Annotated in this window: 7 protein-coding genes; 2 read left to right on the top strand and 5 right to left on the bottom strand. The window is 70.3% G+C overall.

Going from position 1 to position 6069, the window contains the following annotated elements; all coding sequences use genetic code 11:
- Positions 1 to 1150 (bottom strand): HAMP domain-containing protein (locus ACWJ6R_RS28150; protein WP_449065122.1); only part of this gene is annotated, 1150 nt, incomplete at its 3' end.
- Between the two features lie 808 nt (positions 1151 to 1958).
- Here ACWJ6R_RS28150 and ACWJ6R_RS28155 point away from each other — a divergent pair.
- Positions 1959 to 2423, top strand: a complete 465-nt coding sequence (locus ACWJ6R_RS28155; protein WP_449065127.1) for a cyclase family protein — start codon at positions 1959 to 1961, stop codon at positions 2421 to 2423.
- Between the two features lie 57 nt (positions 2424 to 2480).
- On the opposite strand, the gene ACWJ6R_RS28160 is transcribed toward ACWJ6R_RS28155, so the two are convergent.
- The 3 genes from ACWJ6R_RS28160 to ACWJ6R_RS28170 all read right to left on the bottom strand — a co-directional run bounded on the left by ACWJ6R_RS28160 (position 2481) and on the right by ACWJ6R_RS28170 (position 4598).
- Positions 2481 to 3716, bottom strand: a complete 1236-nt coding sequence (locus tag ACWJ6R_RS28160; RefSeq protein ID WP_449065123.1) for a HEAT repeat domain-containing protein — start codon at positions 3714 to 3716, stop codon at positions 2481 to 2483.
- A 172-nt stretch (positions 3717 to 3888) separates the two neighbouring features.
- A complete protein-coding gene (locus ACWJ6R_RS28165; protein WP_449065124.1) occupies positions 3889 to 4245 on the bottom strand; it encodes an MmcQ/YjbR family DNA-binding protein in 357 nt (118 codons plus the stop codon).
- A 125-nt stretch (positions 4246 to 4370) separates the two neighbouring features.
- Positions 4371 to 4598, bottom strand: a complete 228-nt coding sequence (locus tag ACWJ6R_RS28170; RefSeq protein WP_449065128.1) for a hypothetical protein — start codon at positions 4596 to 4598, stop codon at positions 4371 to 4373.
- Positions 4599 to 4941: 343 nt separating this feature from the next.
- Here ACWJ6R_RS28170 and ACWJ6R_RS28175 point away from each other — a divergent pair, with 343 nt between their 5' ends.
- Positions 4942 to 5127, top strand: a complete 186-nt coding sequence (locus ACWJ6R_RS28175) for a hypothetical protein (protein ID WP_449065125.1) — start codon at positions 4942 to 4944, stop codon at positions 5125 to 5127.
- 207 nt (positions 5128 to 5334) lie between these two features.
- Here ACWJ6R_RS28175 and ACWJ6R_RS28180 read toward each other — a convergent pair whose 3' ends face one another.
- The gene (locus ACWJ6R_RS28180; protein WP_449065126.1) at positions 5335 to 5835 is read right to left on the bottom strand and encodes a DUF1269 domain-containing protein; all 501 of its coding nucleotides are present in this window, start codon (positions 5833 to 5835) and stop codon (positions 5335 to 5337) included.
- Between the last annotated feature and the right edge of the window lie 234 nt (positions 5836 to 6069).

Raw genomic sequence — 6069 nt, forward strand, 5'->3', positions numbered from 1 at the left:
CGATCTCCGCCGACGAGGCGCCGAGCTTGGCGACCGTCTCGTTGGTGGAGGCGGCCACGGTGACCGCCTGCGAGGCGACCTTGGCGCCCTCGCCGGCGTTGTGCGCGATCTCCCGGATGGACGCGCCCATCTCCTCCGAGCCCGCAGAGACCGTCTGCACGTTCTGCGAGACCTCCCCCGCGGCGGCGGCGACGTTGCCCGCCTGGGCGGAGGCCTCCTCGGCCGAGGCGGCGATCCGGTCGCTGACGCCCGACAGCTCGGTCGAGCTGGCCGCCAGCGTGTCGGCGCTGGCCGCCAGCGCCTCGATCGCCTCGCGGATGGAGGCGCTGGCCTGGTTGACCGCCACCGCCATCTGGCCGACCTCGTCACGGGAGGTCACCTCGACGGTCTGCGTCAGGTCGCCCTTGGCCATGATCCCCAGCACCCGCAGGACCGCCTGCAGCGAGCGCACCATCTGGCGGGCCACCAGCCGGGCCAGGCCCAGTGCGAGCACCAGGCCGGCACCGAGCAGTACCAGGACCGTGGTGCGGGCGCTGTCGTAGCTGGTGGCACCCGCGGCGGCCGTCGCGGTGGCGTGGTCCTGCTCCAGCTTCTTGAGGGTGGCCATGGAGGTGTTGAGCCGGCTGGAGACCTCGGGGAACCGGCTCAGGTCGGCGGGGGTGTACCCGGCTGGGAACGGTTCGCCGAGCAGCGCGAAGTCGCGCAGGGCCTGGTAGTCCTTCCAGGCCTCCTCGAAGGAGGCGATGTTCTTCTGCACGTCGGCGACCTCGGACGGTGCGACGGCCTTGTAGGCCTCGAACGCCTCGGTCACCTGCCCGGTGAGCTTCTTGACCTGCGCGGCGAGCTGCGGCTTCTCCTTCGGAGTCGCCATGGCCGTCGCGATGGCCATCTCGTGCATGTTGGCGACCGTGTTCCACAGATCCGCGATCCGGGCGACTTTGCCGTTGCTCTGCGCCATGGTGTCCATGTCGTCGTTCATCGCCGCCATGCGGGTCAGCCCGGCCACGCCGATCACTCCCGCCATGACGGTCATCAGGAGCATGATGACGGACACCTTGGTGCCGATGCTGCGGTCGGCGAACCAGCCCAGCAAGCGGTTGCGGTCCACGGTCACCTGGGACTCCACGGTATTGACAGGGAAATCGGTCACGATCAGATCCTTTCCAGCGGACCGGTGAGCTGCGAGGGCAGTGGCAGCACACAGGGCTGCACGTGCTTCATCGGCACCCGGAGCCGACATATGAGCCGCCGGCGGTCCACACTCGTGCGGAGCCGCCGCCGACGAGGCTCCGGCGGCGCCGTCCACCGCACGACGACGGCCCGGCGCTCTCGTGACGGCGTCCGGGTGAGAGGACCGTTCGCGAGTCGATTCACTCCGAGACGGCGACGTAGCGCCAGTCCTCCAGCGGGTTCTGGGGTTCGGAGAGATCGATCTCGACGCCGGGCCCGGCCCAGGCCGTCCGGAAAGTCCTGGGCACCTCAGACCGTCTCAGACGTTCCCGGCTCGTACCGTGGCATCCACCTGCTCGCCTGTCAGCCGGGGGGAGACTCTTGCGTCGACGCGACCAGCCCGATGATCTCGTATAGTGCCGGCTCAGCGGGCCTTGGCGTGTCAAAGGAGAAGGCGGGACACCCCGCCTTCGGCGCCTCGAACCGCGTGACCGGAGGAGTCGATGCTGGGATGACGGCAGAGCGACCGATGCCTGCACAGGACGACGTGCTCGGTTACTTCGACACGCTGTCGAACTGGGGACGGTGGGGCGACGACGACGAGCTCGGCACTCTGAACCACATCACCGACGACGTCCGGCTGGCGGCGGCGCGGGCCGTGCGTCACGGCAGGAGCGTGTCGTGCGCATGGGCGGTCGCACTCGCTGGTCGACGCCGCGGCGGGATCGGCGTGGGCGTCCGTCACGGCGGCGGCGAACGGGATCGTCACGCGTGGTGTCCTGCTGGACATCGCGAGGGTCCGCGAGGTGCCGTGGCTGGAGCCGGGGCAGGGTGTGTTCCCCGACGACCTCGATGAGGCCGAGCGTCGCCAGGGTGTGCGGGTGCGGCCCGGCGATGCGGTACTCCTGCGGACCGGCTACGGCCGCGTCCGGCACGAGAGCGGTGCGGCCGGCGGTTTCACACAAGCCGGCTGGCACGCGTCCTGCCTGCCGTGGCTGCATGAACGGCAGGTCGCGCTGATCGGCGCTGACACTCCCCAGGACGTTCAGCCATCGGGGTACGAAGACGTATTGATGCCGGTTCACGCCGTGAGCCTCGTCGCGATGGGGCTGTGGATGCTCGACAACTGCGACCTGGAGGCGTGCGCGACGACGGCCGCCGAGCTCGGCCAGTGGGACTTCCATCTCGCGGTCGCGCCGGTCCGCTTCGCCGGCACGTCCGGCAGCCCGGTCAACCCGATCGCCACATTCTGACCGCGGTCCACGAGAAGGCGCGACGCCATGGAGGACCAGGCCCGCGGAGGCCGAGGATCATTCCGCCGCGTCGAGCCCCGCGTAGGCGCGGCACTCCGCATGCGTGTCCGGAAGATTCCAGGCCCGCACGATGGAGGTGAAGTTTCCCCAGCGCCAGGTCTCCGGCCCGAGCTCGGCCAGGACCCGCACGGTCCGCCGCTGCGGGCCGGTCAGGTCCGCGAAGGGCGGCAGCGGGCGCGGCGCGCAGCCCGGGAACGTCAGCCGCAGCGCGGCGGCGGCCGTCGAGAACGCCGCGACCTGTGAGGTACGCGACAAGCCGTCCAGCACGGCGTCAATGATCTCGGCAGGCAGCCGGCCGTTCAGCGTGGCCAGCGTCTGGGCCGCGTACCCGCGCACGTCACCGTCCATGAAGAGGGTCTCCGGTTTCGCGTCCGTCGCCGGCGGGTCCACGCTCGCCGCCGCCAGCACGCCGATCACCTCGGGCTCGACGACACCGAGCCGCGCCAGCGCCGTCGCGGCGGCCCAGCGCGACACCGGTTCGGAACCACCGAGATGGTCACGCAGTCGCGGAGTCAACTCCGTAGCCGAGAGCAGGCCGGCGGAGACGATCGCATCGGCTATGACGCCGGTGACGGATTCACGTTCGAGCAGCGTTCCCAGCGCGGCGACGGAACCGGCCGCCTCCTCGGGGAACCAGCCCAGGAGATAGGCGGTGGCGGCCCGGACCAGCGGATCGTCATCGTCCAGCAGCCCGCGCAGCGCGGGAACCTCAGCCCGTACGGCGTCGTAGGCGTTCAGCTCGGCCTGTGCGGACCGCAGCACCTGATCGTGGTCGTACATCCTCCGGTGCATGGCCCTGACGCGACGCTCACCATCGCTCTGTGCGGCTTCGACCCACTCGTCGAGCTCGCGCAGCTCCGCGGCCGGATCAGCGGAGCGCAGCCGGTCGAGCTCCGCCCGCCAGCCCGCGATGTCGACACCACCCGGCAGGTGGCTCTCGTCGTACCCGATCGCCACTGCGGCGAGCAGGCACACGATCTCGCTCCGTTCCGGAGTCGCCGGGTCGAGGGCCAACCGCGCCAGGCACGGGACCGCTGACGCGGTCGCCGGGTATCTGCTGCCCTGGTGAAAGATGTTGCCGTACAGCTCGTGCAGGGTGCTTTCGCGCTCGTCGGCCGATTCCGAGCGCAACGCCCGCAGCAGCTCCGGAACGTCATCTGCGGGACCGTAGGCGTGCTCGAGGTCCGCCCAGGGGATCTCGTCCAGCCCTGCCAGGACATCGCTATTGGTCATGGTGCGCAGTGTGCCAGTCGCCGCCGACATCGCTCCCGGAGCGGACGGATCAGCCCGAGGCTCCGCAGGCTTTCCATGAGATGTTCCGAACCTGGAAGCGGGGCATTGCGGTGGGTGCGCGACAGCCGCATCGCGTCGTCCACGGTCACCGTCGTCTTCGCGCGGACAGCGCTCACGCCAGAAGGGCGACCAGGCTCTTGGGCGCGACGGTCCGGTAGGCGTCGGTGACGATCTCACTGATCTCGGCCCAGTCCTGGGGGATGTCGAGGTAGACACCGAGCCAGCCGCGATGGCCGACGTAGGGAGGGCGGAAGAAGCGCTCGGGGCTCTCGGCCACCAGGGCCTCCTGGACGCCGGACGGTGCCGCGCACCAGAAGGCGAGCCGGTCATCGTGGTGATGGTCGGCGTACATGACGAACGTCTTCCTGCCGCGGACGAACCAGGTCGGCTCACCGTGGCTGAGGCGTTCGGTGGTCTCGGGGAGCGCGAGGCAGAGCCGGCGCAGCGACTCCAGGGGATCATCGGCCATGACCGGACGATACTCCGCGGACGGCGACCGTGACCGGAGACTGTGTTTCCCCGCCGATTGCTTTCGCTCCGGGGACTGTACGGTTTCGGCTCTGTCCCGTAATCGGTGGTAGCGCTGGGTAATGGTCACGGGAGGAGGATGCGGTGGCGAAGGAGACTGAATCCGGCGCGGCCGTGCATCTGTCTCATGATCCGCTTGGTGCGGGTGTTGACGCCCTCGGTCCGGCCGTTGTGATGGGGCAGGGTGAGAGCGGCATGGACGGCTGCACGGTCGAGTTCCAGTCCGTTCATCGCCGCGGCCTGCCGGTCGGTGAGGTCTTCGGCGTACTGCAGCACCGTGACCAGCGCCAGCATGCCCGGCGCGAGCCCGGGTGCTCCCCGCACCCGAACGCGGCCGCGAACGGCTCGTCGGCGAACACCTCCGCCAGCCGGTCGCGTACCCGTATCGGCAAGCTGCCCTCAGGGAACGCCGCCCGTGCTACCGCCGCGGCCTGCTCCGGAACCGGCTCCAACCCTCTGGCCTGCATCGGCACCCGCATCACCCCTCCGGGACGCACGGCAACAAGCGGCCCCGGAGAAGATCATCCATTGATCCCGAGGCACCCGCAGGGAATTGAGCAACAGAGTCACATCCACCAGCAAAACGAACATAAAGTTATAAAAGGGACTCGATTCGGGATTGGCGAAGGAGTACGCGGTGCACAAGGTCGTCCACATCCGGCCGGTCGATGACGTCATCAGCCACGAGGAGACCGCCGACTGCCTGTGCGGTCCCGCCGGGGAAGGGGTGTACGCGGCGGCCACGACGCAGGCGGTCGGCCTGATCTACCGCCACCACGCGCTGCAGCCCTGCCGGGAATGGGAGGCCTCCGCCGACGCCTGAGCGGGCGGGACGGACCCCGAGGGCCGGGGCCCGCGGCCGCACACCTCGCCGGCAGGCGCAGAGGAGGACCCCGCATCGGGCAGGCCGCCCTCGAGGCGCGCAGGCGCGGCAGACCGGCCCCGGCTGCCCGTATCGGCCCGGAACTCCTATGGCTGCGACGAGCCGCCGGCTGAGGACCCCGGCAGTCCCGGTGTGCCGGTCACCGGCTCACTGACGGCCCGCGCGAGCGGCCTGAACGGTCTCGCGCAGATGGGCTTCGGCCTCGTTGCTGAGGGAGGTCTGGATGATGTGCCCGCCGTAGGAGGAGATCTCCGGGATGACCTTGTCCGGGGTGCTCCGCACGACCAGGGCCAGCAGTGCGGCCGTGCCGGGCTCCAGGCGGGTGGCCAGCTGCCGCATGAAATCGTCGTCGACGCCGACGTCGCTCATCGCGCCGCTCGCCGCTCCGGCGGCGGCGCCCAGGGCCATGCCGAACAGGGGCATGAAGAACAGCATCCCGATCAGGCCGCCCCACAGCGCGCCGCTGCTCGCGCCCAGGCCGGTCATGCTGGTGGCCTGGTGCAGCTTGATCTTCCCGTCCTGGCGGCGCTCGACGACGACCGCGTCCTCCAGCGTGATGAGGTTCTGCTGCTGCAGCTCGGTCAGCCGGCCGCGGACCGCCTGGGCGGTGGCGACGTCCGGGTAGGCGATGGCGATGAGGTGGCTCATGGGTGCCCTGTTCTCTGGTCGGTTTCGTCATGGCGGCCCGGTGGGCCGTGGCGCGGACGCGAGCCGGCGGCGTCCCGGCAGCGCATCACCGCTGCTTGTCTGCTCCCCCCTCCCGGGGCGAGGGAGCCTCACGCTCAGCCAAAGAAGTGCTGTGGACCGTCCTGACAGCAACCCTGCTAGGGTGTCCCGCTCGGGCTACTACGAGTGGCGTCAGCGGCCGGCCTCGGCCACCGC

It is taken from the genome of Planomonospora algeriensis (assembly GCF_977012225.1).